General features: G+C 72.5%; 23 protein-coding genes. 9 read left to right on the forward strand and 14 right to left on the reverse strand.

What is annotated here, in order from left to right:
* Positions 1 to 23 precede the first annotated feature (23 nt).
* On the reverse strand, positions 24 to 1,028 hold the full coding sequence (locus ACWCPF_RS35780; RefSeq protein ID WP_451049278.1) for an aldo/keto reductase: 1,005 nt from the start codon (positions 1,026 to 1,028) through the stop codon (positions 24 to 26).
* 101 nt (positions 1,029 to 1,129) lie between these two features.
* On the opposite strand from ACWCPF_RS35780, the gene ACWCPF_RS35785 reads away from it, so the two are divergent.
* On the forward strand, positions 1,130 to 2,056 hold the full coding sequence (locus ACWCPF_RS35785; RefSeq protein WP_451049316.1) for an AraC family transcriptional regulator N-terminal domain-containing protein: 927 nt from the start codon (positions 1,130 to 1,132) through the stop codon (positions 2,054 to 2,056).
* Between the two features lie 27 nt (positions 2,057 to 2,083).
* Here ACWCPF_RS35785 and ACWCPF_RS35790 read toward each other — a convergent pair whose 3' ends face one another.
* The gene (locus ACWCPF_RS35790; protein WP_451049279.1) at positions 2,084 to 2,785 is read right to left on the reverse strand and encodes a hypothetical protein; all 702 of its coding nucleotides are present in this window, start codon (positions 2,783 to 2,785) and stop codon (positions 2,084 to 2,086) included.
* A 171-nt stretch (positions 2,786 to 2,956) separates the two neighbouring features.
* On the opposite strand from ACWCPF_RS35790, the gene ACWCPF_RS35795 reads away from it, so the two are divergent.
* Positions 2,957 to 3,940, forward strand: a complete 984-nt coding sequence (locus ACWCPF_RS35795; protein ID WP_451049280.1) for a DUF4037 domain-containing protein — start codon at positions 2,957 to 2,959, stop codon at positions 3,938 to 3,940.
* Here ACWCPF_RS35795 and ACWCPF_RS35800 read toward each other — a convergent pair.
* On the reverse strand, positions 3,912 to 4,340 hold the full coding sequence (locus ACWCPF_RS35800) for a VOC family protein (RefSeq protein ID WP_451049281.1): 429 nt from the start codon (positions 4,338 to 4,340) through the stop codon (positions 3,912 to 3,914). The genes ACWCPF_RS35795 and ACWCPF_RS35800 overlap by 29 nt on opposite strands.
* A 228-nt stretch (positions 4,341 to 4,568) precedes the next feature.
* Here ACWCPF_RS35800 and ACWCPF_RS35805 point away from each other — a divergent pair, with 228 nt between their 5' ends.
* Positions 4,569 to 6,128, forward strand: coding sequence for a carboxylesterase/lipase family protein (locus ACWCPF_RS35805; protein ID WP_451049282.1), 1,560 nt, complete (start codon positions 4,569 to 4,571; stop codon positions 6,126 to 6,128).
* Here ACWCPF_RS35805 and ACWCPF_RS35810 read toward each other — a convergent pair.
* On the reverse strand, positions 6,054 to 6,731 hold the full coding sequence (locus ACWCPF_RS35810; protein WP_451049283.1) for a maltokinase N-terminal cap-like domain-containing protein: 678 nt from the start codon (positions 6,729 to 6,731) through the stop codon (positions 6,054 to 6,056). The two genes, ACWCPF_RS35805 and ACWCPF_RS35810, sit on opposite strands and share 75 nt — an antisense overlap.
* 39 nt (positions 6,732 to 6,770) lie before the next feature.
* Positions 6,771 to 7,064: a hypothetical protein gene (locus ACWCPF_RS35815; protein WP_451049284.1), complete on the reverse strand. Its 294-nt coding sequence runs from the start codon at positions 7,062 to 7,064 to the stop codon at positions 6,771 to 6,773.
* Between the two features lie 179 nt (positions 7,065 to 7,243).
* On the opposite strand from ACWCPF_RS35815, the gene ACWCPF_RS35820 reads away from it, so the two are divergent.
* Positions 7,244 to 8,212, forward strand: a complete 969-nt coding sequence (locus tag ACWCPF_RS35820; protein WP_451049285.1) for an aldo/keto reductase — start codon at positions 7,244 to 7,246, stop codon at positions 8,210 to 8,212.
* A 92-nt stretch (positions 8,213 to 8,304) separates the two neighbouring features.
* Here ACWCPF_RS35820 and ACWCPF_RS35825 read toward each other — a convergent pair whose 3' ends face one another.
* Both ACWCPF_RS35825 and ACWCPF_RS35830 read right to left on the reverse strand, forming a co-directional pair.
* Positions 8,305 to 8,850, reverse strand: coding sequence for a GNAT family N-acetyltransferase (locus ACWCPF_RS35825; RefSeq protein WP_451049286.1), 546 nt, complete (start codon positions 8,848 to 8,850; stop codon positions 8,305 to 8,307).
* Positions 8,851 to 8,916: 66 nt separating this feature from the next.
* Positions 8,917 to 10,029 (reverse strand): ABC transporter substrate-binding protein, encoded by a 1,113-nt coding sequence (locus tag ACWCPF_RS35830; RefSeq protein ID WP_451049287.1) that lies wholly within the window; start codon positions 10,027 to 10,029, stop codon positions 8,917 to 8,919.
* Between the two features lie 119 nt (positions 10,030 to 10,148).
* On the opposite strand from ACWCPF_RS35830, the gene ACWCPF_RS35835 reads away from it, so the two are divergent.
* Positions 10,149 to 11,186, forward strand: a complete 1,038-nt coding sequence (locus tag ACWCPF_RS35835; protein ID WP_451049288.1) for a Gfo/Idh/MocA family protein — start codon at positions 10,149 to 10,151, stop codon at positions 11,184 to 11,186.
* A gap of 27 nt (positions 11,187 to 11,213) precedes the next feature.
* Here ACWCPF_RS35835 and ACWCPF_RS35840 read toward each other — a convergent pair whose 3' ends face one another.
* The 4 genes from ACWCPF_RS35840 to modA form a co-directional block, all read right to left on the reverse strand.
* The gene (locus tag ACWCPF_RS35840; RefSeq protein ID WP_451049289.1) at positions 11,214 to 11,984 is read right to left on the reverse strand and encodes a class I SAM-dependent methyltransferase; all 771 of its coding nucleotides are present in this window, start codon (positions 11,982 to 11,984) and stop codon (positions 11,214 to 11,216) included.
* Positions 11,985 to 12,202: 218 nt separating this feature from the next.
* A complete protein-coding gene (locus tag ACWCPF_RS35845) occupies positions 12,203 to 13,306 on the reverse strand; it encodes an ABC transporter ATP-binding protein (protein WP_451049290.1) in 1,104 nt (367 codons plus the stop codon).
* On the reverse strand, positions 13,303 to 14,175 hold the full coding sequence (gene modB, locus ACWCPF_RS35850) for a molybdate ABC transporter permease subunit (RefSeq protein WP_451049291.1): 873 nt from the start codon (positions 14,173 to 14,175) through the stop codon (positions 13,303 to 13,305). Before modB ends, ACWCPF_RS35845 begins: the two co-directional genes overlap by 4 nt.
* Positions 14,172 to 14,999: a molybdate ABC transporter substrate-binding protein gene (gene modA, locus ACWCPF_RS35855; protein WP_451049292.1), complete on the reverse strand. Its 828-nt coding sequence runs from the start codon at positions 14,997 to 14,999 to the stop codon at positions 14,172 to 14,174. Before modA ends, modB begins: the two co-directional genes overlap by 4 nt.
* Positions 15,000 to 15,202: 203 nt before the next feature.
* Here modA and ACWCPF_RS35860 point away from each other — a divergent pair, with 203 nt between their 5' ends.
* From ACWCPF_RS35860 to ACWCPF_RS35870, 3 genes are all read left to right on the forward strand, one after another.
* Positions 15,203 to 15,343, forward strand: a complete 141-nt coding sequence (locus tag ACWCPF_RS35860; RefSeq protein WP_451049293.1) for a hypothetical protein — start codon at positions 15,203 to 15,205, stop codon at positions 15,341 to 15,343.
* Positions 15,344 to 15,395: 52 nt separating this feature from the next.
* Complete coding sequence (locus tag ACWCPF_RS35865) at positions 15,396 to 16,088, forward strand: M24 family metallopeptidase (RefSeq protein WP_451049294.1); 693 nt, start codon at positions 15,396 to 15,398, stop codon at positions 16,086 to 16,088.
* A 129-nt stretch (positions 16,089 to 16,217) separates the two neighbouring features.
* The gene (locus ACWCPF_RS35870) at positions 16,218 to 19,700 is read left to right on the forward strand and encodes an NACHT domain-containing protein (RefSeq protein ID WP_451049295.1); all 3,483 of its coding nucleotides are present in this window, start codon (positions 16,218 to 16,220) and stop codon (positions 19,698 to 19,700) included.
* Positions 19,701 to 19,745: 45 nt separating this feature from the next.
* Here ACWCPF_RS35870 and ACWCPF_RS35875 read toward each other — a convergent pair whose 3' ends face one another.
* Positions 19,746 to 21,509 (reverse strand): SulP family inorganic anion transporter, encoded by a 1,764-nt coding sequence (locus tag ACWCPF_RS35875; RefSeq protein WP_451049296.1) that lies wholly within the window; start codon positions 21,507 to 21,509, stop codon positions 19,746 to 19,748.
* An 88-nt stretch (positions 21,510 to 21,597) separates the two neighbouring features.
* Positions 21,598 to 22,401: a polyphosphate kinase 2 gene (gene ppk2, locus ACWCPF_RS35880; RefSeq protein WP_451049297.1), complete on the reverse strand. Its 804-nt coding sequence runs from the start codon at positions 22,399 to 22,401 to the stop codon at positions 21,598 to 21,600.
* Between the two features lie 290 nt (positions 22,402 to 22,691).
* On the opposite strand from ppk2, the gene ACWCPF_RS35885 reads away from it, so the two are divergent.
* Positions 22,692 to 23,180, forward strand: coding sequence for a hypothetical protein (locus ACWCPF_RS35885; protein ID WP_451049298.1), 489 nt, complete (start codon positions 22,692 to 22,694; stop codon positions 23,178 to 23,180).
* Between the two features lie 113 nt (positions 23,181 to 23,293).
* On the opposite strand, the gene ACWCPF_RS35890 is transcribed toward ACWCPF_RS35885, so the two are convergent.
* Entirely contained in the window at positions 23,294 to 25,018 is a 1,725-nt protein-coding gene (locus ACWCPF_RS35890) for a SulP family inorganic anion transporter (protein WP_451049299.1), read from the reverse strand.

The following is a 25,018-nucleotide window of genomic DNA, read 5'->3' on the forward strand; positions in this document are numbered from 1 at the left end:
CCTTCAGTCCAAGCGGGCGGTTGTTACCAGGTGGGCATGTAGGCCGCCGGGTAGCGGGCGCCGGCCGCGCCGTGCGGCAGGATCTGCTGGACGCGGGCGAGGTCCTCGGCGGTGAGGGTGACGTGCGCGGCGGCGACGTTCTCCGCCAGGCGCCGGGGGCTGCGGGTGCCCGGGATGGGCACGATGTCGTCGCCCTGGGCCAGCAGCCAGGCCAGGGCCAGCTGGGTGACCGCGATGCCCTTGGCCTCCGCCAGGGCGGTCAGCTCACGGACGGCGGCCAGGTTCTTCTCGTAGTTCCCGGGCTGCCAGCGCTCGTCCCACCGGCGCATGTCGCCCTCGGCGTACTCGGCGGCCGGCTTCACGCCGGCGGTGAGGAAACCGCGGCCCAGCGGCGAGTACGGCACGAAGCCGATGCCCAGCTCGCGGACCACCGGCAGTACCTCCACCTCCACGGCCCGCTCGAACACCGAGTACTCGGTCTGGAGCACGGACACGGGCTGCACGGCGTGCGCGCGCCGGATGACGTCGGGGCCGGCCTCGCTCAGTCCGAAGTACTTCACCTTGCCTTCGGCGATCAGCTCGCCGACCGTGCCCGCCACGTCCTCGATGGGTACGTCCGGGTCGACCCGGTGCTGGTAGAGCACGTCGATGTGGTCGGTGCCGAGGTAGCGCAGGCTGTTCTCGGCGACCGTGCGGATCCGTTCGGGTCGGCTGTCCGGGGCCCCGACGTTGCTCGGGTCGCTCAGGTCGAAGCCGAACTTGGTGGCGAGGACGACGTCGTCGCGGAAGTCCTTCACGGCCCGGCCCAGCAGCTGCTCATTGCTGCCCGTGCCCATGCCGTAGAGCTCGGCGGTGTCGAAGAACGTGACGCCGAGCTCGTAGGCGCGGCGGATGGTGTCGATGCCGCCCTGCTCGTCGGGGGCGCCGTAGGCCATGGTCATGCCCATCGTGCCCAGGCCGACGACGGCGACCTCCAGACCCTGGGTGCCGAGCCTGCGGTGGGGGAGTGTGCTGTCGTGCTGTGTCATGCCTCCACGCTAGGAACGCGACGCCGGGACGTCATGGGGCACCGCTCGCATAGGATTGCCTGATCCTCTCAAGCGGAGCTACTGTCCGAAGGGTGCGACTCATGCTGGACCGCCTCGCCGACGCCATCGAACGGCACTGTCCCGGACCGTGGACGGAGACCGCCGTGCCCAGACTGTCCCTGGTCGCGCTCGACGAGCTCATGGAACCGATCGACGTGACCTACGAGCCGATGATCTGCTTCATCGCCGACGGATCCAAGCGGACCGTGGCGGGAGACCGCAGCTGGGCCACCCCCCGGGGCGAGATGCTCCTGGTCACCCTCGACCTGCCGGTCACCGCCGCCTTCGAGAAGGTGCCCTACCGCTCCGCCGTCATCCGGCTCGACAACCAGGCACTCGCCGCCGTGCAGCTGGAACTGGACCAAGCCGGCCCGCCCGCGCCACCGCCCGTCGCCGTGGAGGTCACCGCGGAGATCGCCGCGCCGATGTCGCCGGAACTCGTCGACGCCGTCACCCGGTGGATCCAGCTCCTCGACACCCCGCAGGACATCGGGCCCCTGGCCCCCCGCATCGAGAGCGAGATCCTCTACCGGTTGCTGCGCAGCCCCCTCGGACCCGTGCTGCGCCACTGGTCGCTGGCCGACTCCGCCGCCGCCCGGATCCGCACCGCGGCCCGGTGGATCTGCGACCACTACACCGAGCCCCTCGGCATCGACGAGATCGCCGAGGTGGCCCGGATGAGCCCGGCCACGCTCCACCGGCACTTCAAGACGGCCACCGGAATGAGCCCGCTGAAGTTCCAGAAGCACCTGCGGCTGCAGGAGGCGCGACGGCGGATGTTCGCGGGCGATGTGACGGCGGCGCAGGCCGCACAGGCGGTCGGATACGTCAGCGCCACCCAGTTCAACCGCGAATACCGCCGCGCCTACGGCCTGCCGCCCGGCCAGGACGCGGCACACCTGCGCACCCGGCTCGACACCGCCCGGGAGGTCCCGGTCGTCCACGACGGATCGCCCGCCAAGCCCTGAACAGCCCCGGGGCCCGGGCGCGACGACTCAACTCGGGCGGGAACCCTGCGGCTTGTCCCGCCGCTCCAGCACGACCAGCTCGTCCAGCGGCGTCCCGGCGGCCCACCGCAGCAGCTGACGGGCGCCGAGCAGCACGCCGTGGCCCGGGACGGACGCGCGCGAGGCGTCGGCGCGGCCGGTCGAGGGCCTGGTCACGAGGACGCGGATCGCCTCTTCGTCCGCGGGCTGTCGGGACTCCTCGGTGGGCAGGAGACGGGTCCGGGCCTCGTCGGCCGCCGGGTCCTCCGCCGGGCTGAGGACGACATCGAGCCGTCGTCCCCCGCCGTCGCGCGCGTACAGACGCGGCCGCCCCCGGCTCGGCATCGCGATGGCGTCCCAGCCGTCGCGCCGCAGTATCCGTTCGACGGCCGACATCAGCTGGTCGTCGTCCAGGAGCACGAGTTCCGCGGCGGTGTAGACGCCGCGGCGGCGACGAACCGCCGCACGACGCCAGCGCGTGAGCACCACGGCGACCGCGCCGAGCACGACCAGTCCCGGAGCCAGTCCGAGGACGCCGAGCCGGTGCGCCCACGCCAGAAGGGCGACCGACAGGCCGACGGCCAGGCCCAGTTTGAGGAAGGCCGGCAGCACCTCGCGGAAGGTCGGACCGTGGCTGTCCCGGGTGCGCGCCGCGGAGACCGGCGGACGCCGCCGAGCACGGCGCGGCCCGGGCACGGGGGTACGGTTCACCACAGATCCACCAAGGTCAACTCCGCCAACTCTCCTTCATCGGGTACCGCCCACGGTACGCAGGGGACGGCAGTGACCCGTCGGCGGGTCCGAGCCGCCGCAGTCGAAAACTTTGTCGCCCGGGTCCGGATTCCCGCGCATGATCGTCACCGGATCGGCAAGGCCCTTCACATGAGCATCACGAACATGCCGCCGTTCATCCCCGGCTTAGAACTCTCCCGCCGTTTCTACACCGAGCTCATACGCCCGCTCCTGGAGGAAGCCGCACCCGGAATCCCTCATTCCGCCGCGCGTCTGGGCGCCGGCTCCGAGGTGCTCGGCCTGGACACCCCGCACTCCCCGCACGACGAACGCGTCCCACGCCTCCAGCTCTTCCTGCGCTCCGGGGACGTCTCCCGCCACGCGGGACGCATCAGACGCCACCTTGCCGAGCACCTCCCGAAGACCTTCCACGGCCGGCCGACGCACGCCACTGGGACACCGCTCCACCGCACGGTCGAAGTCACCCACGTCTCCTCCTGGTTCACGGCCACGCTCGGCTTCGCGCCCTCCTCGCACATCGCCCCGCTCGACTGGCTGGCCACCCCCACCCAACTCCTCGCCGGAGTCACCGCCGGCGCCGTCTTCCACGACGGCCTCGGTGTGCTCGCCCCCTTGCGCGCCGCCCTGCGCTGGTATCCGCACGACCTGTGGCTGCATGTGCTGGCCTGCCAGTGGCAGCGCCTCTCCCACGAAGAGGCCCTCGTCGACCGCTGCGGCGAGGCGGGCGACGCACTCGGCTCCGCCGTCGCCGCCGCCCGTCTCGTGCGCGACCTGATGCGCCTGTGCCTGCTGATGGACCGTCACTATCCGCCGGGCGACCAGTGGCTCGGCAGCGCCTTCGCCCGCACCTCCGCGGGCCCCCAGCTCACTCCGATCCTTACCGCGGTCCTCGCCGCGACGGACCGGCACAGCCGCGAACAGCACCTGACGGCCGCGTTCGAGGCGGTCGCCCACCTGCACAACCAGCGCGAACTCACCGATCCGCTCGACCCGGCCACCACGACCTGCCGACGGTTCGCGGCGGAACTGCTCGGCCGCGTCCGTGATCCGGCGGTCCGCGCGCTGCCGACGAGCCACGGTTTCCTCAGGGGCGGAGGTACGGCCGGGTCATGATCTCCAGGTTGTGGCCGTCCGGGTCGGCGAAGTACGCGCCGCGACCGCCGAACAGCCGGTTGATCCGCCCGGGTTCGGTGTGGCTGGGGTCGGCGTAGTAGGTGACCCCGACCGCCTCCAGGCGGGCGATCATGCCGTCGAACTGCTCGTCGGGCACGAGGAACGCGTAGTGCTGCGACTGGATCGGCTCGTCGCGCTTCTCGTAGTAGTCGAGGGTCACGCCGTTGCCCAGGTCGACCGGCAGGAACGGGCCGAAGGGCGCGCCGACTTCCAACCCCAGGACCACGGCCAGGAATTCGGCCGAGAGGCGGCGGTCCCTGGCGTAGACGGCGGTGTGGTTCAACTGCACGGTGTCCGTCGGCAGTTCGGCTGCGTACGGGTACTGCTGTTCGTGTGACATGGGTGGTGTGTCTCCGGGTCTCGGGATCCGCGGGAAGCAGCGCCGCATACGGGCGTCAGGCAGAAGGACTCGGAAACTGCGGCGGGGCTCTCGCCCGCCTCGCGCTCACGCCGAGGCCGGGAACCTCACTCGTGCATGGCCCATGGCCGACCCGGCAGTCACCCGGCCGACTTTAGTGACCGCGAAGAATCGAGGCAACACGTCGGGGCCATGAGAGGCTGGTGGCCTATGGGGGACAACACACCGGCAGGTCCGCAGTGCCGAGGGACGCGATTCCGGACGACCAACGGCCTTGTGCGCGGCAGGCGTTCACCGGACGACGGCACCGTCGTCGTCCTCGGCGTCCCGTATGCCGCCGCGCCCTTCGGCCCCCACCGGTTCCGCGAGCCGCAGCCCGTCGTCGGCTGGAGCACGCCACGGGACTGCCGCGACTTCGGGCCCATCGCGCCGCAGTCGGCCGAGCTGCCCGGCTCACCGGTGTGGCGCCCCGGCGACGAGGACGTCCTCACCGTCAACGTGTGGACGCCGCCCGCGCCGGACGGCGGCCCGCTGCCGGTGCTGTTCTGGATCCACGGCGGGGCCTATACCTTCGGCTCCTCCGCCCAGCCCGACTTCGACGGCGCCGCGCTCGCCCGTGCCGGAGTGGTCGTGGTCAGCTGCAACTACCGGGTCGGCTTCGAGGGCTTCGGACATGTGCCGGGCTTCCCCGACAACCGGGGACTGCTCGACCAGACGGCCGCGCTCGCCTGGGTCCGGGACAACATCGCCGCGTTCGGCGGCGACCCCGACCGGGTCACCGTCGCCGGGCACTCCGCGGGAGCGGGCTCGATCGCCTGTCTGATGGCGAGGCCGGAAGCCCGCGGTCTGTTCCGCAGAGCCGTCCTCCACAGCGTGCCCCACGCCTTCTTCACCGTCGAGGTCGCCGCCGCGATCACCTCGCGGATCGCCGCCGAGGCCGGGGTCGCCCCGACGGGCGACGGACTGCTCTCCGCCTCGCCGCAGCGCCTGCTCGCCGCCTCCGACACGGTCGCCGCGCGGTGCGGGGACGACCCCGTCACGCCGGTCCAGGCCTACGACCCGGTGCTGTTCCAGCCGGTCGTCGACGGTGACGTGCTGCCCGTCGACCCGCTCTCCGCGCTGGGTTCCGGCGTCTCCCGTGATGTGGACCTGCTGGTGTGCCACACCCTGGAGGAGTACTGGTTCCTGCACGAGATCGGCGGAGTACGGGAGATCGCCTCGGAGCCGGAACTCGCCGACTTCGCCGAGGCTCTCCGCCTCCCGGCGTCCCTGGTCCTCGGCTATCGCGCGCTGATGCCCGACGCCCCGGTCCTCGACCGCTACCTCGCCCTGTTCGGCGACGCGACGTTCGGCGAGTACAGCACCCGGCTCGCCGAGCAGCACGTGCGGGCCGGCGGCCGGGCACACCTGGCGCGCTTCGCCCGCAGACGCCCCACCCCGAGCGGCGCGACCCGACCCTGGCACACCGCCGACATCCCCTTCGCCTTCGGCAACCTGGACGCCGACGGCGCAGCCTTCCTCATCGGAGCCGCCCCCGACGCACAGGACCGTGCTCTGTCCCGCCGCATGCTGCGCGCCTGGGCCGACTTCGCCGCCTGCGGAGACCCGGGCTGGCCCCCGGTCACCGACGCCGTCACGACGGTGCGGCTCTGGGCCGTCCCGGAAGACCGCACGACCGACGACACCGGCTCCGCCCTACGCGCACTGTGGCGGAACGTCCCGCTCGGCCACGGTGACGAAGAGCCCCCGGACGCGGGTGCCGTCCGGTAGCCGCCAGGCGCCGGCGAGATGGCCGGTCGTGCCCTGTGGAGGCAGGGACGGGCCGTCCGGGGCGGGGCGCAGAACCCGGTGCAGACGGAGCGTCATGCCCTGCGGTGCGGGCAGCTCGGTGCCTTCCCGGTCGTCGACGGCCGTGCCGACGAAGCCCGTGGAGAGCGGGGCCGCACCGGTGTAGGAGCGGGTGACCTCCCGGTCGGGGGCGTCGGTGGTGTTCTGGTCCTGGGCCTGGACCCGGCCTTCGAGCAAGGCCGCCAACTGGGCGGTCAGCACCGGGTCGTGGCAGCCGTCGTAGGCCCAGCGCCGCCCCAGCACCCCGTGTTCCATGGTGCCGACCAGGGCGTGCTCCGCCCCGTCGAGCGGGGCGCCGCGATAGGTGAGCGGCACCAGGTAACCGGCCGGTTCGGGGCCGCGGGCGTCGGTGACCACCATGAACTCGATCCCGACCTCGCCCTGCGGATCGTCCAGCCGGAAGCCGCCGGCCTTGGCCAACTCCGGTCGGCCCGCCCCGCCGCCGTACCAGGGGCGGGACGGCAGCCAGGACGTGAGCAGTTCCAGCTTGGTCGGCGTGAGGGTGGTGTGGTGGATGACGGCCATGCCGAAGGCTCCCTTCCGTCGCGTGGACAGGTGTGGCGGCTATGCCGTGACGAGGTCGGTCTCCTCGTCCGGGACGGCATCCGCGGGCTCTTCCTCCACCATGCGAAGGAAGCGTCGGATCGCCTCGATGGGCATGTCGAGTTCCTCGGACGCGGCCAGCTCGCCGCCGAACACCTGCACCGCCTCCGAGACGGCGACGGCGAGTTCGGCCTCCGCCTTGTGGACCTTGACCTCGGCCTTGTCCACGGTGTCGACCACGGCCAGCTGGCGGCGCTGCTTCTCCTGAAGTCGCTGCTTGCGGGAAGGCGTCTTGTCAAAGCTCTGCACAGTCATGACCAAGATCATAATCGGCCGAGCGGCAGGCATGGCCGTCTCGGCACCCTTGACGGCGGCGTGATCAAGACAGTCTCGGGCGCCCTCGTGTACACCTGGCGGGAGAAGGCCACGACGAGCAGTACAGCGCCCCACGCACCTGCGCCCACCGAACGACCCCGCGGAAAGGAACAGCCTTCATGCGCACCACCACCCTCGGCCCGAACGGCCCCGAGACCGGCGTGATCGGACTCGGCTGCATGGGCATGAGCCACGCCTACGACCAGGCCGCGCCCCGCGACCTCGACACCCAGGTCTCGGTCGTCCACCAGGCTCTCGACCTGGGCATGACCATGCTGGACACCGCCGATGTGTACGGCCCCTTCAGCAACGAGGAACTGCTCGGCCGCGCCTTGGCCGGCGGCCGCCGCGAGCGGGCGGTGCTGGCCACCAAGGTCGGCGCCCTCACCCGCGACGAGCAGGGCAACGCGGTGGTGGGCAACAACGGCCGTCCGGAGCACATCCGCCGCTCGATCGACGAGAGCCTCCGGCGGCTGGGCACCGACCACGTCGACCTGTACTACCTGCACCGCGTCGACCCGGCCGTGCCGATCGAGGAGACCGTGGGCGCCCTGGCCGAGACGGTGACCGCGGGCAAGGCCCGCCACCTCGGGCTCTCCGAGGTGGACGTCGAGCAGATCAAACGGGCCCAGAGCGTGCACCCGATCACGGCGGTGCAGTCCGAACTGTCGCTGTGGACGCGGGACTGGGCGGACGAGGTGCTGCCGTACTGCCAGGAGCAGGGCATCGCCTTCGTGCCGTACTCGCCGCTCGGCCGGGGCTTTCTGACAGGCCGCTTCTCGTCCTTCGACGACCTGCCTCCGGACGACTTCCGCCGCGGGCTGGCCCGCTTCCAACAGGACGCCCTCACCCAGAACCTGGCCATCGCCGACGGGGTCAAGCGGATCGCGGAGCGCGTCGGCGCCACCTCGGCGCAGGTCGCGCTGGCCTGGGTGCAGGCACAGGGCGAGTACGTCGTCCCCATCCCCGGCACCAAGACGCCGACGTACCTGCTGGACAACGCCGGCGCCGCCGAGGTCCGGCTCAGCGCCGAGGACCTGGCCGAACTCGACGCCCTGCCGGTCCCACAGGGCGGCCGCGTTTACTGACCCCGTCGCCGTCGTTCCGCTGCGGCACCGTCGTGGCTGGTCGCGCAGTTCCCCGCGCCCCTTCAGGGCGCTGCCGACCTCCCCCGACCCGCTCAGCCCTGCTGCGCGTCCGGCTTCCAGTCCTGGACGAGGAGCCCGAGCAGCACCTCGTCCAGGAACTCGCCCATCACCCAGGCCGCGGAGCGCAGCACTCCCTCGCGGACGAAGCCGTTGCGCTCGGCGGAGCGCAGCATCGCGGCGTTGTCCGACAGCGTCTCGATCTGCAGGCGTTGCAGACCGCGCACCACGAATCCGTAGTGGCACAGCACCGCGACCGTATCGCCGCCGTAGCCCTTGCCACGGGAGGACGGCAGCAGTCCGAGGCCGATGTGCGCGGACCGGTTGTGGTTGTCGATGCCCCACAGCGTCGCGGTGCCGACCAGCGCCCCGCCCTCCAGCTCCACCACGGAGAACGGGACGCGCCCCTGCTCCTTGTCGTCCACGACGAGCCGCGAGTCCTTCGAGCCGGGCGTGATCGGCCGCCACGGCCGGCTTTCGGACCGCGAGGAGTTGACCACGTCGTCGTAGAGCTCGGCCCGCAGGATCGGGATGTCCTCGTCGTGCCGGGCCCTGAGCCCGACCTTGCTGCCCCTGAGCATGCACACTTCCTATCCGACCGCGCCGACCGGCGGCAACCGGATAAGCGGGCGGGTCGCCGCCCGCGCTCAGCCGGTATGGCGGATCCGGAAGCGAGCGGGTTCCGCCGGATCCCGATCCACGACCTGGACCGACGGCCAGGCCCATTGCCAGACACCGCTCCCCGGCGGGCGGGAGAACCGGATCTGCCCGCGGGTGCCCTCGACCGCGACGTGCGGCCAGGACGCGGCGATGTGCGCCCGGTCCACGCCGTGCGAACGCAGCAACTCGGCGAGGACGACGATCGTGTCGTAGCCCTCGAAGGCGACGAAGGAGGGCGCTTGGCCCAACTGCCCGCGCAGGGCCGTCCCGACCCGTGCGCCGAGCGGGCCGAGACGCTCGGGCAGATAGCGCAGGAACGGGATCGCGGCCCCGTCTTGGCCCAGCAGGGCCGCCCATTCGGCGAACTCCGGCTGCCCGGCCGGAGCGCCCAGCAGGATGTCGGCGAGGCGCCGGTCGCGGCGGACGGACCTGACGATCGGCACGGCCGGCTCCGGATGGCCGACCAGCAGCAGGAGGGCTGTCGCGCGTTGGTCGACGAGTGCGTCGCACACCGCCTCGGGGGTGAGCGCGCTCATGTCGAGTTCGACGACGCTGCCGCCGCGTGGCGTGAGGCAGTCCCGCAGAATGCGGGTGCCGGCCGCCCAGTAGACGCTCGGCTGGGCGGCCACGGCGATACGACGGTGGCCCGCGGCGAGGAGGAAGTCCGCGTAGATCCGCCAGCCGCGGGACTGCGGCGGGGAGAGGCGCGCCACCCGGTCCGTCGGGTGTTCGGTGAGCGCGTCGAGCACCGCCGACGAGCAGAGGTACGGCAGGCCGAGGGCGTCGGCCCTGGTCGCGGCGGCGCGGGCGACGACGCTGTGGTACTCGCCGGCCAGGGCGGCCACGCCCAGGCCCGCCAACTCGTCCACGGCCGCCATGGCCTTCTGCGGATCGGCCGCGGTGTCCCGGACCACCAGTTCCAGCGGTCGTCCGCCGATCCCGCCGGCGTCGTCGGCCTCGCGGACGCCCAGTTCGAGTCCGGCGAGCAGGTGTCGGCCCGCCTCGACCCAGCCGGGCCGGGTCAGCGGAACGAGAGCGCCGATCCGGACGGCGGATCCGTCGGCCCGCTCGGCATCGGACGGCGATGGCGGCGTGCTCATGAACGTCATCGGCCCCAGCGTAGTGAAGCTCGTGGAGACCGGGCAGAAGATCGGCAACGTCGTCATCACCGTCGTCATCACCGTCGAACCGCCGAACTGAGCACCGGAGACACCCGAACATGTCACTCACGTCAGCCCTGTCCTCTCAGCGAGCACTGCGCGTCGCCGTCGTCGGCACCGGCAAGATGGGCGCGGACCATGTCCGCAGACTCCAGCACGTCATCAGCGGGGCCCGCGTGACGGCCGTCGCGGACATCGACGCGGAACGCGTCCGGACCCTGGCCGACGCGATCGAGGGCTGTACCGCGTACACCGACCCCGTGCTCGCCATGGCGGCGCAGGACGTGGACGCCGTCCTCATCGCCGCACCGGGGCCCGCCCACGAGGCGGCCCTGCTCGAAGCGCTCGGCCGGGACCTGCCGGTGCTGTGCGAGAAGCCCCTCACACCCGACGCGGCCTCCGCCCTCCGGGTCCTGGAGGCGGAACGACGCCTGGGCCACCGGCGCATCCAGGTGGGCTTCATGCGCCGCTACGACAGCGAGTATCTCCAGCTCAAGCGGCTGCTCGACGGCGGCGGGCTGGGCCGGGCGCTGATGCTGCACCAGCGGCACCGCAACCCCGCCATGCCCGCGTGGTTCACGGAGGAGATGCTCATCAACGACTCGGTGGTGCACGAGATGGACGTGACACGCTGGCTCCTCGACCAGGAGATCACGGCCGTCACCGTGCACAAGCCGGCCCCTTCGTCCCAGGCCCCGGCAGGGATGAGCGACCCGCAGTTCGTCCTCTTCGAAACCGAGTCCGGCGCCCTCGTCGACGTCGAGATCTTCGGCCACTGCGGCTACGGCTACCAGGTGCAGGCCGAGGCCGTCTGCGAACGGGGCACCGTGCGCATCGGCGACGAGCACGGGCCACGGGTCGACGCCGACGGCCGTTCGAGCGGACGCATCACCCCGGACTACGTCGAACGCTTCGAGGACGCCTACGACCGCGAGGTCCAGGCATGGGTCGACGCCACCCGCCGCGGGGAGACCACCGGCCCCAGCGTCTGGGACGGCTATGCCGCCGCGGCCGTGTGCGAGGCGGGCGTGCGGTCCCAGCGCGAAGGCGGGTGCGTCGAGGTGGAGTTGATCGAGCGGCCGCCCCTGTACCGGTAGGCCGTGCACACGGGCGGGCCCGACCGCTCAGTCGGACAGCGAGCCCCGGGCGTGGGACGTGAGGACCATGTACGGAGCGATGTGGGCTTCGGCCGGAGCGGGGCCGTCGTCGCCCGGTGGCGGGGGAGTGGTCGGCAGGTCCACGATGGGGGGAGGGAAGCCCGCGCCGGCGAGGAACGAGCGGTAGGCGTCCAGCGAGCGGTAGTGGCAGGCCGTGGTGATCCAGTCGCCGTCGAGCCGCCGCAGCGCGGTGGGCACGGTGTCCCCGTCGGTGTGGACGGCGGCGGGTTCGCCGTAGCGGAGGGTGGAGAACTCCCGCCCCGTTCCCGCCGGGTTGAGGTCCGCGAGGACGAACGGGGCGCCCGGGCGCAGGACCCGGTGGATCTCGCGGGTCAGCGCGGCCAGCCGCCGGTCGTCGGAGTCGGCGCAGTAGACCAGGCAGCACACGACGGCGTCGACGGATGCGTCCGGGATCCAGGACAGGCTGTGGCCGTCGAAGAGCCGGTAGTCGACGCGGTGGTGCGGGCGGTCGGCGCGGGCGATGTCGAGCATGTGTGACGACGGGTCGAGCCCCTGCACGTTCCAGCCGTCGCTCTCGGCGAGGTGCGCGGCGAGGGCTCCGGTGCCGCAGCCGACGTCCAGGGCGGTCGGGGCGGATGCGGCGGAGGGGGCGGGACGGCCGAGGCGGCTGAGCGTGGTGGGAAAGATCAGTTGCCTGGCGAGGCGCATGTCGCGCTCGCGGTATGCGGCGGCCGCTGCCGGGGTGTCCCAGACGAGCGGGCGGTCGGGGGCGGTCAAGGGCGGGTGCCTCCGTCAGCTGCGGGTGCGGGCGCGCGAGCACGCGCGTGCGCGGGTGTGGGTGGTGTTGGTGGTGCCGGTGGTTTCGATGATCCCGTTGGTTCGGGGTCGTCGCGGCGGGTCCGCAGGAGCGCTTAGAGGTGCGTGGGGCGCAGAGGCCGGGCCTTTGCGCCGTCCGCCGCGCCGCGCTGTGCCGTGCCGTGCCGCGCTGTGCCGTGTCAGGCCGGGTACGCGTGGGTCTGCGTCGCCTTCACCGTCGCCCAGACGCGGGCGCCCGGGTGGAGGTCCAGTTCCGCCGCGGCCACCGTCGTCAGGTCGGCGGCGAGCGGGAGTTCGCCGGTGAGGTCGGCGCGGATCTGGTCGCCGTGGGTCTCCAGACCGGCGACCTCGCCGCTCCAGAGGTTGCGGGCGCTGGTGCCGGTGGGCCGGTCGCGGAAGAGCGTCACCGCGCTGGGCGGGAAGGCGACGAACACCGGGCCCGTCAGGGGTTCGGTCGTGGTGATGGCGGGGCCGGCGTCGAGCCGGACCGTGTGGCCGTCCGCCCTGCCCTTGTAGAGGTTCAGGCCGACCAACTGCGCGATGTAGTCCGTGCGCGGGTGACGGGCGATGTCGGCCGGGGACCCCTCCTGGACGACCCGGCCGTCCTCGACGACGACGAGCCGGTCGGCGAGCACCATCGCGTCGAGCGGATCGTGCGTGACCAGGACGGCGACCGCCTCGAACTCGGCCAGATGACGGCGGAGTTGGGCGCGGATCTCCAGCCGGGTGCGGGCGTCGAGGGCGGCGAGGGGCTCGTCGAGGAGGAGCAGCCGCGGGTGCGTGGCCAGGGCGCGGGCGAGGGCGACGCGCTGGGCCTGGCCGCCGGAGAGGCGGCGCGGCTTGGCGTCGGCGTGGGCGGCCAGGCCCATGCGCTCCAGCCATCCGGCGGCCTGCGCCCGGGCCTCCGCCTTGCTCGCCCCCTGACAGCGCGGGCCGAAGGCCACGTTGTCCATCGCGGACAGGTGCGGGAAGAGGAGGTAGTCCTGGAAGACGACGCCGACCGGGCGGGACTCCGGCGGTGTGCGGTCCAACGAGGCGCCGTCCAGGCGCAGATGACCGTCCGTCAGCGGGACCAGACCGGCGAGCGCCCGCAGCGCGGTCGTCTTGCCGGCGCCGTTCGGGCCGAGCAGGGCGACGACGTCACCGGGCGCGGCCGTCAACGCGACGTCGAGCCGGAAGGCGCCGCGCTCGACGACGAGCCGGGCGTCCAGCCCCTCGGCGGTCGGCCCTCCGGCGGCCGGCCCTTCGACCGCCCCTTGCGCGGACTTCTCGGTGTGTGTCATCCGGCGGTCATCCAACGGTCGCGCAGCCCGGCCAGCACCGCGATCGACACGGTCAGCAGCACCAGGCTGAGGGCGATCGCCGCCTCCGGGTCGCTCTGCAGCGCCAGATAGACGGCGAGGGGCATGGTCTGGGTACGGCCGGGGAAGTTGCCGGCGAAGGTGATCGTCGCGCCGAACTCGCCGAGCGCCCGCGCCCAGGCCAGCACCGCGCCCGCCGCGATGCCCGGCGCGATCAGCGGCAGGGTGACCCGGCGGAACGCGGTGAAGCGGGAGGCGCCCAGGGTCGCGGCCGCCTCCTCGTAGCGGGGGTCGGCGGCCCGCAGGGTGCCCTCGACGCTGATCACCAGGAAGGGCATCGCCACGAACGCCTCGGCCACCACCACCCCGGCCGTGGTGAAGGGCAGCGTGATCCCGAACCAGTCGTCCAGCCACTGCCCGACGATCCCGTTGCGGCCGAGCGCCATCAGCAGCGCCACACCGCCGACGACCGGGGGCAGGACGAGCGGCAGGGTGACCAGGGCCCGTACGAAGCCGCGCCCGCGGAACTCGACCCGGGCCAGCAGCCAGGCCAGCGGCACCCCGAGCACCAGGCTCACGGCGGTGGCGGCCGTGGCGCACACCAGCGACAGCTGCAGTGCCTGCCACACCTCCGTGCTGGTCAGCTGTGTCGGCAGGCTGCGCCAGGGCGTGCGCACCAGCAGGGCGATCAGCGGCAGCACCAGGAACGTCAGGCCCAGCAGCGCGGGCACGAGCAGCGGAAGCGGGACGCCCCGGCCACGCGCGGGTTCACGGGCCCGGACGCGACCGCGCCGTGGCCCACCCGTCAGGGTGTCGGCCACGGCGGCGGACTTGTCGTGCGGGGAGGTCACGGCTTCAGGAACCCGGCCTCGGTCAGCACCTGCCGGCCCTCGGCGGACTGCACCAGCGCGATGAACGCCTTGCCGGCCGCCGGGTTGGGGGCGTCCTTGAGGAGGGCGATGGGGTAGTCGTTGACGGCGTCGGCCGATTCGGGGAAGTCCACACCCTCCACCTTGTCACCGGCCGCGTGCACATCGGTCTTGTACACGACCGCCGCATCGGCCTCCTTCAGCGCGACCTTCGTCAGCGCGGCCTTGACGTCCTGCTCGTAGGAGACGGGGGTCAGCTTCAGCTTGCCGGCGTCCAGGGCCTTCTGGGCGGCGGCGCCGCACGGCACGGTCTTGTCGCACAGGACGACCTTCAGACCGGACTTGGTGAGGTCCTTCAGGGAGGCGATCTTGTCGGGGTTGCCCGGCAGGGTCGCGATCTCCAGCTGATTGCGGACGAACGTGGCCGGCTCGGTGGCGTTGTCCTTCGCGTCCGTCACGATCTTCATCGTCTTGGGGCTGGCCGAGGCGAACACATCCGCGGGCGCGCCGCCCGTGATGCTCGCGGCGAGGGTGTCGCTGCCGCCGAAGTTGAACGTGACCTTCGTGCCGGGGTTCGCCTTCTCGAAGGCCTCGCCGAGTTCGGTGAAGCTCTCCTTCAGCGAGGCCGCCGCGAACACGGTCACCGTGCCGGACGGCTTCGGCGAGGAGGACGCGGACGCCGAGGAGTCGGCCTTGGCGGAGGCCGAGTCGTCGGACGACGAGCAGGCGCTCAGGGCGAGCAGCGCGGTGGCTCCCACGGCGCCCACCTGCAAGGTCCGGCGGGTCCGGCGCGTGGAACGGGTCATCACGGATCTACTCCCTCTGCTGCGACCGACATGCTGAGACCGACCGTGCGGATACGACGATCATAGTGCCGCAAATGCGAGGTGTAAGTCTCCTGTGCCCTTGCATGAGCTGGATCACGGATCCCATGGCATGGCATGTGCGTTTGTACGGAAGGCCCGCTCGGGTACCGTCATTCGGGAGGGCCCGCCCGGGCCGGCTGACCGTGGCCGAACTGCCGGCCTGGCCCCAGCGCCGGGCGCAGGTCACCTTCGAGTGCGCCACCAGCGGCGTCCGGCGCCACACCTTCACCGGACCGCTGCTGCACCACGTCCTCGTCGACGGCGCCTGCACCGCGTGGACGTGAGGAGGGCCTGAGGATTGCCCGCGAAGGACACGGAACCGTACCGTTCGCGACCATGGCTGATGATGAACCCACGCGCGCGGCACGGCTGCTGGACGCCCAGGCGAAGGCCGCCCGGCTCTTCGCGGCGATCGAGGAGCGCGGACTGGTCGCGCCGGGCGAGGGAGAGCGGGCGGTCAGCGACCGCGTCCGGGACCTGGCGAACGAACTGTTCGGCACCACCCGGCACTGGCACAAGCGCATCGTCCGCTCCGGCCCGAACACGCTCAAGCCCTACCGGGAGAACCCGCCGGACCGGGTGATCGGCGCCGACGACATCGTGTTCGCCGACTTCGGGCCGATCTTCGAGGAGTACGAGGCCGACTTCGGGCGGACCTTCGTCCTGGGCGACGACCCGGTCAAGCACCGGCTGCGCGGCGACCTGCCCGAGGTGTTCGCGGCCGGCCGGCGCGCCTTCGAGGCCGATCCGGGCATCACCGGCGCGGGGCTGCACGCCGAGGTGCAACGGCTGGCCAAGGAGGCCGGGTGGGAGCTGGGCGGCTGGCACGCCGGGCACCTGGTCGGCGAGTTCCCGCACGAGTGGATCGACGGCGCGGACACGGAGTCGTACATCACCCCCGCCAACGACACCCCGCTGCGCCGCACCGACAAGGCCGGCCGCCGGTGCCACTGGATCCTCGAAATCCACCTCGTCGACCCCGACCGAGGCTTCGGCGGCTTCTACGAGGAACTGCTCACCCTCGGCTGACCTTGGTGACGGGACTGCGCCGTCCCGGTAGATTCGCGATCTCAGGGTCTCGAAAGTCCGACGGTCCGGTGGTCGGACGGTCCGAAGGGGCGATGGTCCGAAGGGCCCGATACGGGGGCGGGGGCGCACATGGGGGACAGGGACGACGCTGTGCTCCGCGCCGCCTCCGCGGCCGATCGCGTCGTCCTGGTCGACGGTGAAGAACAGGGCACCGGCGTACTGATCGGCCCCCGGCACGTCCTGACGGCGGCTCATGTGCTGACCGGGCCGCCCCGGGCACGGGTACGGCATCCGGAGGGCGTCAAGGATCTCCGGGCCAGGCCGCCCAAGCTCGTCCTCCTCCCCACCCGGCCGCCGCGCACCGCCAGGATCATCCACCCGTGCAGTTCCGAGTGGGTGACCTGCGAGGTGCAGTGGATCGACACCGATCGCGACCTCGCGCTGCTGCGCACCCGCAACGAGGTGGCGGGGCAGGACTTCCTGCAGCCGCTGGGCCGGACCCGGCTGGGGCGGATCGCCACGTCGCAGCCCGTCGCCGACTGCCAGATCATCGGCTTTCCGGCCGTACAGCGCGACCCGGTCAGCGCGGAGATCGAGTGCGACCAGTACGAGGTCACCGTGCTGCCGCTGGCGAGCCGACTGCGGCCGGACGTCATGGTCTGCGAGTTCCGCCGACAGCCGGCGGCCGAGACGGTCGGCCGCTCGTCTCCGCTCGCCGGCCTCTCGGGCGCCCCGGTCTTCGCCGGCGGGGTGCTGCTGGGGATCGTGACGAAGATCCCGCGCGGGCGCGACCACCTGCGCATCGAGGCGGCTCCCGTCGAGACGGAGCACCTGACCGAGCAACTGCGGACGGCGGCAGGCGCCGAGACCGGGCTGCTCCTGCCGCGTCTGGAGGACGTCGCCGAGACGCACCGCCGCGACGAGGAGTTCGAGCGGGAGTACCGGCGGGCGGTCAGGAACCGCTATTGCAAGATCGACATCATCGGTCTCGACGAGCTCACCGCCCATGAGTCCCGCTATGACCTGGACACCGCCTACCTGCATCTGGAGGCGGAGAGCACGCAGCCGGCCCCCGCGTCGTCGGCGTCCGGGGGCGCTCCGTCCCGCCCCGGGCGCGTCGACGACCTGCTCGTGCGGGCGGGACCGCGGGTGCTGCTGCGCGGCGAGGCCGGCGCGGGCAAGACCACCCTCGTGTGGTGGCTGGCCTCGCACGCCGCCTCGGGCACCCTCGGCGGCAGCCTCGCACCGCTGAACGGACTGGTGCCGTTCGTCGTCCCCATGCGCAACCTCCGGGCCGGCGGCCACGGCCTGCCCCGGCCGGGCGAACTCGACCGGGCCGCCCGGCTGATGACGGACGACGCCCCGCCCGGCTGGGCCCGCCGCGTGCTGGCCGCCGGACGCGGGTTCCTGCTCGTCGACGGCCTCGACGAGGTACCGCGCGGCGACCGGGCGGACGCCCGCCGCTGGCTCGGCGATCTGCTGGCCGAGTACGCCGCGCTGCACTGCCTCGTCACGGTGCGCCCGCTCGCCGTGGGCCTGAACTGGCTCGGCCACGAGGGCTTCCGGGAACTGCGCCTGCTGCCGATGCGGGACGCCGACATCCAGGCCTTCGTGCACGCCTGGCACGACACCGCGCGCCTGGACCCGTCGGCGACGGCGGAGGAGCGCGGACAGCTCGCCGAACGCGAGGCCGAGCTCAAGGGGAAGTTCGCCAGCACCCCCGCACTGCGCAACCTGGCCCGCACCCCGCTGCTGTGCGCCGTCGTCTGCGCGCTGCACCGCCAGAACCGCGGACGCCTCCCGGCCAGCCGCCCGGAGCTGTACACGGCGGCGCTGAGGATGCTGTTGGGCAACCGGGACGACCAGCGCGGCATCCCCGACCCCGAGGGCGTCCTCCTCGACCGGAAACAGCATCAGATCCTGCTCCAGCGCATCGCCGTCTGGCTGGTGCGCAACGGCCAGTCCCAGCTCTCCCACGAACAGGCCGAGCGACAGCTGACCCCGGTGCTGCGCGGCATGGCCGACGTGCCGTATCCGGTCGACGCCGTCCTGCGGCACATCCTCATCCGCAGCGGAGTGCTGGAGGAACGCACCCAGGACAGCATCCAGTTCATCCACCGCACCTTCCAGGACTACCTCGCCGCCCGGGAGTTCCTGTACAGCGAGTGTCTGCAGGAACTGCTGAGCCACGCCGCCCAGGAGGAGTGGCAGGACGTCGTCCTGCTGGCCGTCGGCCACTGCCGGACCGCCGAGATCGAGCTGGTCGTCGACCAGCTGATGGCCCAGGGGGACGCCCAGGACGGGCATCAGCGCTGGAACCTGCACCTCCTCGCCGCGAGCTGCGCGGCCGAGGCCGTCTTCCTTCCGCAGGACCGGCGCGAGGCCGTCGCGGAGCGCCTGCGGGCCTTCATGCCGCCCAAGGACATGCTCCAGGCGACCGAGGTGGCCCGGCTGGGCGCCTATGTCCTGCCCATGCTCCCCGCCCCCGAGAGCCTGCCGGAGAGCGTGCAACTCCTCGTGGCCTCGACGCTGAGCAAGATCGGAACCGTCGGCTGCCTCCCGCTGGTGCGTGCGTACGCGAACCAGCCGAGCAGGCCGCTGCGCCAGTTCCTGGCCTCGGCCTGGGGGGACTTCCCGGCCGAGCCCTACGCGCGTGAAGTCCTGGCCGGCATGCGGCTGGACGACCTGGAGATCATGGTCGACCGCGACCACATGCTCGCCCCCCTGCACCACCTCGGGCCGCTCACCCATCTCGTCGTCGACGGGGCGCTCTCCGCGGCCCGGCTGGACCGGCAGCTGCCCCGCACCCCGCTCGACCGGTTGGTCCTCACCGGCAACCCGAGCCTGACCGACCTGTCCTTCCTGCGCGGGCGCCCGGGGATCAAGCACCTGATCGTCGACTCCACCGCCCGGATCGTGGACGTCTGCGACCTCGCGGGCTGCGCCCTCACCACCCTCGGCCTGGACGCCTCGCTGCTGCTCCCCGAGGACCTCGAGGTCGTCGCCACCATGGACGGACTGCGCGAACTGCACCTACAGGGGCTGCCGATCGGACTGTACGCGCAGCTGCCACCGCCGAACCCGTCGGTGGCACGGCTCTCGGTGTCGAGCCCCGACCTCCAGGTCGACACCCTGTACCGGTGGACGGGCCTGCAAGGCCTCGCCGTCTGGCAGCCGACCCCGCTGCACGAGCTCTTCGCCCAACTGGCCGCCCTGCCGAAGCTGTTCGCCCTCCAACTCCCCCTCACCGACCCCGTGGAACAACTGCGCGGCCTTCCCGCACTGCCCCGGATCCACGCCCTGACGCTGCCCTCGCTCCCGAACGAACCCGACCTCGACGGACTGACGACCGCGTTCCCCTCGCTGCGCAGACTCACCGTCGACCTCAGGCTCGCCGCCGCCCCCGCAATCGACCTGACCCCTCTTCACGCACTCCCGGACCTCCGCGTGACGATCCTCGCCGACACGGAGCCGACGGTGCGCGAGCCGGGGCCGTTGGCCGGCCGGCTCCGGTGGCGGACCGCCGAGCCCAGCGGGACTCCCGCCGCCACGCCGCCACCGCACTACCGCGCCCTGGGCACCGGCGCCCGACGCCGACGGGACAACCGCTGACCGGGTGACCCGGACCGGGCGGGGCGCCGCGCGTCCGCCGGTCGTTCAGAGCTGTTCGGGCTGCTCCCGCTGCTCAGGCTCAGGATGTGCTGTCAGCCATCGGCGGTACGCCGACACCGCGGTCGGGAGCGTCGGGAAGATGTGGTCCGTGCCCACGGACTCCGCGAGGCCGTACGCCAACAGATCGTCCAGCAGGTCCTGCTTCACCCGGGCGAGGGTGAACACGACGCCGCGTCCGGTCAGCTCGCGGCGCAGTTCGTCGACCGCGTCGAGGGCGGTGATGTCCACCTCCACATTGGCCTCGGTGTTGAGGACGAACCAGCGAACCGGGTCCCGCTGTTCGTCGACGGCGGCCAGGGCGCGGCGCCGGAAGTCCTCCGCGTTGGCGAAGAACAGCGGCGAGTCGTAGCGGTAGACGAGCAGACCGGGGATCGTGCGGGCCTGCGGGTAGTCGTCGACGTCGTGCATGCCCGCCACACCCGGGACGACGCCCTCGACCGCGTCGTGCGGACGGGCCACCCGGGTCAGCAGCTCGGCCACCGACAGACCGACCGCCACGATCACCCCGTACAGGATGTCCAGGGCGAGCACCCCGGCGAGGCAGCCGAGGGCGAGCAGCAGTTCCCGGCGGCGGAAGGACGCCAGCCGCCGGAAGCCCGCGAGGTCGATCATGCGGACCGCCGCGTAGACGACGAGCACGCCCAGCACCGCGGCCGGTGTCCGCGCCAGCAGCGGACTGAGGAAGAGCAGCACGCTGAGCACCAACGCCCCCGCCACCAGCGAGTACGCCTGGCTGCGGGCGCCCGCGGAGGAGGCGAGCGCGGTGCGGCTGGCGCTGCTGCTCACCGGGAAGCCGTGCAGCGCCCCGGCGCCGAGGTTGGCCGCCCCCAGGGCGAGGAACTCCTGGTTGGCATCCAGGCCGGGGCCGTCGTCGCCGGGGACGTGGAAGGCCCGCGCGGTGAGGATGAAGTCCGTGTAGGCGACCAGCAGCACCCCGAGCGCGGGCAGGACGAGCTGCGGCAGCTCGGTCAGGTCCGGGACGGCGAACGAGGGCAGGCCGGAGGGGACGTCGCCGATCACCTTGAGTCCGTACCGGTCGTCGAGGTCGAAGACGACGACGGCGGTGGTGGCGAGGACGACCGTCACCAGCGGGCCGGGCACGACGCGCGCATACCGGGCCATGAGGAACAGGAAGACGAGGGCGGTCCCGGAGAAGACGACGGTGGCCGCGTGCGCGTCCGGCAGGTGGGTGAGGAAGGACCACAGTTCGGGGAAGAACTCCGAGCCGGACTTCGGCACCCCGGTCAGCTTGGGCAGCTGGTCCATCATCATGATGAAGGCCACGCCCGCGAGGTAGCCGATCAGGACGGGGCGGGACAGCAGGTCCGCGAGGAAGCCCAGCCGCACCGCCCGCGCCACCAGGCACAGCAGCCCGACGGTGACCGCGAGGGCCGCCGCCAGCGACGCGTAACGCGCGGGGTCCCCGACGGCGAGCGGCGCGACCACGGTCGCCGTCATGAGGGCGGTGGTGGACTCGGGGCCGACCGACAGCAGACGCGAGGAGCCGAACAGCGTGTACAGGGCCAGCGCCGGGAGGATCGCCCACAGCCCGGCGACCGGCGGCAGCCCGGCCACCCCGGCGTAGGCCATGACCTGCGGCACGAGATACGCGGCCACGGTCACGCCGGCCAGCAGGTCGCCCGTGAGCCACGCGCGCCGGTATCCCAGGAGCGCGCCGAGCCCGGGCATCACTCGGCGCCACCCCGAGACCTGTCCGCCCGAGACCTGTCTGCCCGATCCCTGGGACATCTGCCGCCTTCCGTCGTCCGGCCTCATGATCCGAAGGAAATCATGACCACGAACGCGGTCGAGCACGAGCCCCGGGTAAGACGGCCGGTCAGAGGCTTGCCGCGTGGTCGGGGACGTAGGTCTGCAGATCGCGCGGGGGACGTTCGTAGCCGGTAGACGCGGGACGCTTCGGCAGTTCGAGAACGGGCGGGGGCACGTCGACGTACGGCAGCGAGTCCAGCAGGTGGGCGATCGTGTTCAACCGCGCCCGGCGCTTGTCGTCGCTCTCCACCACGAACCAGGGCGCCTCGGCGATGTCGGTGTGCACCAGCATCTCGTCCTTCGCCCGCGAGTAGGCCTCCCAGCGGGTGATCGACTCCAGGTCCATCGGCGACAGCTTCCAGCGCCGCAGCGGGTCCTCCAGCCGCCGCCGGAAGCGCTCCTGCTGCTCGGTGTCGCTCACCGAGAACCAGTACTTGCGCAGCAGGATCCCGTCCTCGACCAGCATCCGTTCGAAGATCGGGCACTGCCGCAGGAACAGCTGGTACTCCTCCTTCGTGCAGAACCCCATCACATGCTCGACCCCGGCCCGGTTGTACCAGGACCGGTCGAACAGCACGATCTCCCCGGCCGCCGGCAGCTGCTCGACGTACCGCTGGAAGTACCACTGCGTACGTTCCCGCTCGGTCGGCTTCGGCAGGGCCGCGATCCGTGCCACGCGCGGGTTGAGATGTTCGGCGACCCGCTTGATGGTGCCGCCCTTGCCCGCCGCGTCCCGCCCCTCGAAGACCACCACCAGCCGGGCGCCCGTCGCCCGCACCCACTCCTGCACCTTCACCAACTCGGTCTGCAGGCGCAGCAGTTCCTGCTCGTACATCTTGCGCGGCAGCCGCGCCGCCTTCTTGTCGGCCATGCCGCCTCCACCGGATCGAGCTCGAACACCAGGACGCCACCGTACGTTCCGCCGACGACCCGCGCACACGCGACGCGCACCGGCTCCGCCGACCACCGGCGCGCCAAGCGCGCCGCTGGACGTGCCGCGATGTGACGTCGTTCCGCTGCGGCGCCGTCGTGGCCGGTCGCGCCCGCGCGGCGGAGCCGCATATGTCAGCGCCCCGCGCCCCTTCAGGGCGCTGTCACCCGTGTCGGTGATCATCAGCGAGGCCGGCCCGGTGTCCTGCGGCGCGCCGCCACGCTGGGGGCATGCGTATGAGCCACCCCCTCGCCGTCGCCGCCCTCGCCGCCGCCCTGCTCACCGCGGGCTGTGTCGCCGTCCCCTCCCACGCCCCGCCCCCGCCGGCCATGGCCCCGGCCGCCGCCCGCACGCCGTCCCCCGTCCCGGAGCCGGGCCAGGCGTCCGCCCGCACCGCCCTCGTCACCACGGCCGCCACCCGGACGCCGAAACCACGCGCCGGCCAGGACCGCCGCGTCCCCGAGCCGCGGTCCGCCGACACCCCCGCGCGCCGAGTACCGCGCGCGGACCCTCCGACCCGGCCGCGGCCCGTCACGCCCCCGCGCGCCCCTCACCGACCCGCGGCCCCGGCCGCGCCCCGCCGTCCGGCCGAACTCCCTAGCCCCGCCCGGCCGCAGCCCTCCTACGACCTGGGCACCGTCTGCGGGTGGTCGCACCACTCGCCCGTGCCACCGGCCGTCCGCGACCTCTGCGACACCTACGTCCACAGCGACGGCTGAGGTCGGCAGCGCCCCGAAGGGGCGCGGGGCGCTGACATCTGCGGCTCCGCCGCGCGGGCGCGACCAGCCACGACGGCGCCGCAGCGAAACGAGACGGCCCATCGCCGCATCGGCTAGTCCGCACCCGACCGCTGACGGAAAGCGGCGACGGCCGCTTCCACGGTGGGGAAGAAGTGGCGCGGGTCGATGGTGCGGGTGAGTTCGTACCGTTCGATCTTGCGCCGCACGGGGTCCTTCAGCTCGGCGAACACCAGGTGGATGTGTTCGGCGTTGAGCTCCAGGTCGAGTTCCTCCAGAACGTCCGCCGCGGTCGTGTCCACGTCGGTCATCGGCTCCGCCGCGATCACGATCCAGCTCGGCCTCGGCTCCGTGCGCGCCAGCCGCCTGATCTCGTCGCGGAAGGACTTGGCGTTGGCGAAGAAGAGCGGGGCGTCGAACCGGTGGATCACCAGGCCCGGAAGCTGTTCGGCCTCCGGGTAGGAGCGGATGTCGTGATAGCCCTCCAGGTCCTTCACCCGTCCCAACACGGTGTTGTACGGCCACCAGGCGCGCCGGAACACATTGAGGACGGACAGGGCCACGGCGATGGCGATGCCCTCCAGGACGCCGATCAGGGCCACCCCCAGGAACGCGGTGACCGACAGCAGGAACTCCGCCGGGCGCTGCCGCCACAGCCGTACCGACCCCGGCACGTCGGCCAGCGACAGCGAGGCGGTGATGACGACGGCGGCGAGGGCCGGCTGGGGAAGGTTGCGGAACATGCCCGGCGCCAGCACCAGCATGACGACGATGAGCGCGGCCCCGACGACTCCGGTGAGCTGGCTCTTGGCCCCCGCCCGTTCCGCCACCGCCGTCCGCGATCCGCTGGCGCTGATCGGGAAGCCCTGGAACAGGCCCGCCGCCAGGTTCGCCACGCCGACCGCGGTCATCTCCTCGTTGCCGCGGACCTCCCGCCCGCTGCGGGCCGCGAACGCCGACGCGTTGGAGATCGTGTCGGCCAGCGACACCAGCGCGATGCCCAGCGCACCGGCGAACAGCGGCGCGAGATCGGAGAGCCGGACGTCGGGGATCGTGAACGGCGGGAAGCCCTCGGGGAGTTCGCCGACCAGGTCCACGCCGTGCTCGCCGAGGTCGAAGACCGCGGTCGCGGCGATCGCGAGGGCCACCATCACGAGCACGGCGGGGACCTTCGGCAGCCATCGCTGGAGCACCAGGATCAGCAGGATCCCGCACCCGCCGACCGCGGCGGAGGCCGGCACCGCGGCCCCGTCGGCGAGCTGCTGCACCAGGCCGACGCACTCCCCGATCAGGTGGTCCGCGTCGACCTTGAAGCCGAGGAGCTTGGGCAGCTGGCCGATCAGGATGGTGAGGGCCAGGCCGTTCATATAGCCGATCATCGTCGGCTTGGAGATCAGGTCGGCGACGAAGCCGAGCTTCGCCACCGAGGCCAGGATCATGATCGCCGCCACCATCACCGCGAGCACCGAGGCCAGCGCGACCGCCCGGTCGGGGTCCCCGTCCGCCGCCACCAGCGGCAGCACGGTGGCGGCGATCATCGGTCCGAGCGAGGAGTCCGGGCCCAGCACCAGGATGCGCGACGGCCCGCACACGGCGTAGCCGAGCAGGCACAGGATCGTCGTGTACAGGCCGGTGATGGCCGGCAGCCCCGCCAACTCGGCGTACGCCATGCCCTGCGGCACCAGCAGCGTGGTCAGGACGATCCCCGCGATCAGATCCTTGACCAGCCATTCGCGCCGGTACGACGACAGCGCCCGGATCCCGGGGACGACCCGGAGCCGGGATTGCACCCCGTGGCCGCCCTCCGACTCATCCGGCAC

This window comes from Streptomyces sp. NPDC001858 (assembly GCF_053594615.1).